The sequence below is a fragment of the Streptomyces europaeiscabiei genome, assembly GCF_001550375.1.
In the GTDB taxonomy this organism is placed as follows: Bacteria; Actinomycetota; Actinomycetes; order Streptomycetales; family Streptomycetaceae; genus Streptomyces; species Streptomyces europaeiscabiei.
This window is the reverse complement of the sequence record NZ_LRTR01000644.1, coordinates 1-1,274: the sequence shown is the minus strand read 5'-3', so window position 1 is coordinate 1,274 and position 1,274 is coordinate 1. Positions and strand designations below refer to the sequence as shown.

The following is a 1,274-nucleotide window of genomic DNA, read 5'->3' as shown; positions in this document are numbered from 1 at the left end:
CCCGTTGCTGGACGTGTCGTTGGTGTCGGTCGCGGCGGTGAACGGGCCGCGGTCGGTGGTGATCGCCGGTGTCGAGGCGGCTGTTACGGAGGTCGCCGAGAAGCTGAAGGTGCGGGGTCGGCGGACGTCCCGTCTGCGGGTCTCGCACGCGTTCCATTCCCCGTTGATGGAGCCGATGCTCGACGCGTTCCGTGAGGTGGCGGAGCGGATCACCTACGGAACCCCTGCCCTTCCCGTGGTGTCGAACGTGACGGGACGTCTGGCCACCGACGGTGACCTGATGTCGGCCGAGTACTGGGTGCGTCATGTCCGTGAGGCGGTCCGGTTCGCCGATGGTGTGAGTGCTCTGGCGGCCGAGGGCGTGACCCGTTTCCTGGAGATCGGCCCGGACGGCACCCTCACCGCCCTCGCCCAGAACTGCCTGGCAGACGGGCTGTTCGTCCCGCTGCTCCGCAAGGACGGTACGGAGAGCGGGACCCTGGTGACGGCCCTCGCGCGCCTGCATCTGGGTGGTGGGGCGGTGGACTGGTCCGCCTTCTTCCCCGGGGCCCGCCCCGTCGAACTGCCCACCTACGCCTTCCGGCGCGACCGTTACTGGTTGGAGCGCTCCTACGCGGAGGACGGCTCGGCCGTCGACGCCTCCGGTCCGTACCACCGCGCCGTCTGGCGCCCTGTAGTCGGCCTGCCCGAGGCGGCGCGGCTGTCCGGGCGCTGGCTCGTCCTGCGTCCCGTCTCCCTGCACGGCGACGACGGATGGGACGGCGCGCTGACGGCCGCCCTGCTCGACGCGGGCGCCGAGCTGGTCACGGTCGACCACCACCCTGGCGACGCCCGTGCCGAGTTCGCCCGGCGTATCGCCGCCACGGCCGTCGACGCCCCGCTCGCCGGCGTTCTCTCCCTGCTCGCACTGAATGGGCGAGAGGGCAGGGACGTGCCCGACGGCGTCGCCTCCACCGCCGTGCTCGTGCAGGCCCTCGGTGACGCCGGTGTCACGGTCCCGCTCTGGACTCTCACCCGCGGAGCCGTCACCGCTGCGGAGGGCGATGCGGCGCCGGACCCGGACCAGGCCGCTGTCTGGGGCCTCGGCCGGGTCGCCGCTCTGGAGCACCCCGACCGCTGGGGCGGCCTGATCGACCTGCCGCACACGCTTGACCGGCGGTGCACCATCCGTCTCGTCAGCCTGCTCGCCGACGGCGCGGCGGGCGGTCCGCGCGAGGACCAGGCCGCCGTCCGTGCCGGCGGACTCCTCGGCCGCCGCCTCGTTCCCGCGCCTG

General features: G+C 73.4%; 1 protein-coding gene. It reads left to right on the top strand.

From position 1 onward, the window contains the following. Positions 1-13 precede the first annotated feature (13 nt). Positions 14-1,274: acyltransferase domain-containing protein (locus AWZ10_RS31485; RefSeq protein ID WP_159058409.1), on the top strand; the 1,261-nt coding region annotated here is incomplete at its 3' end.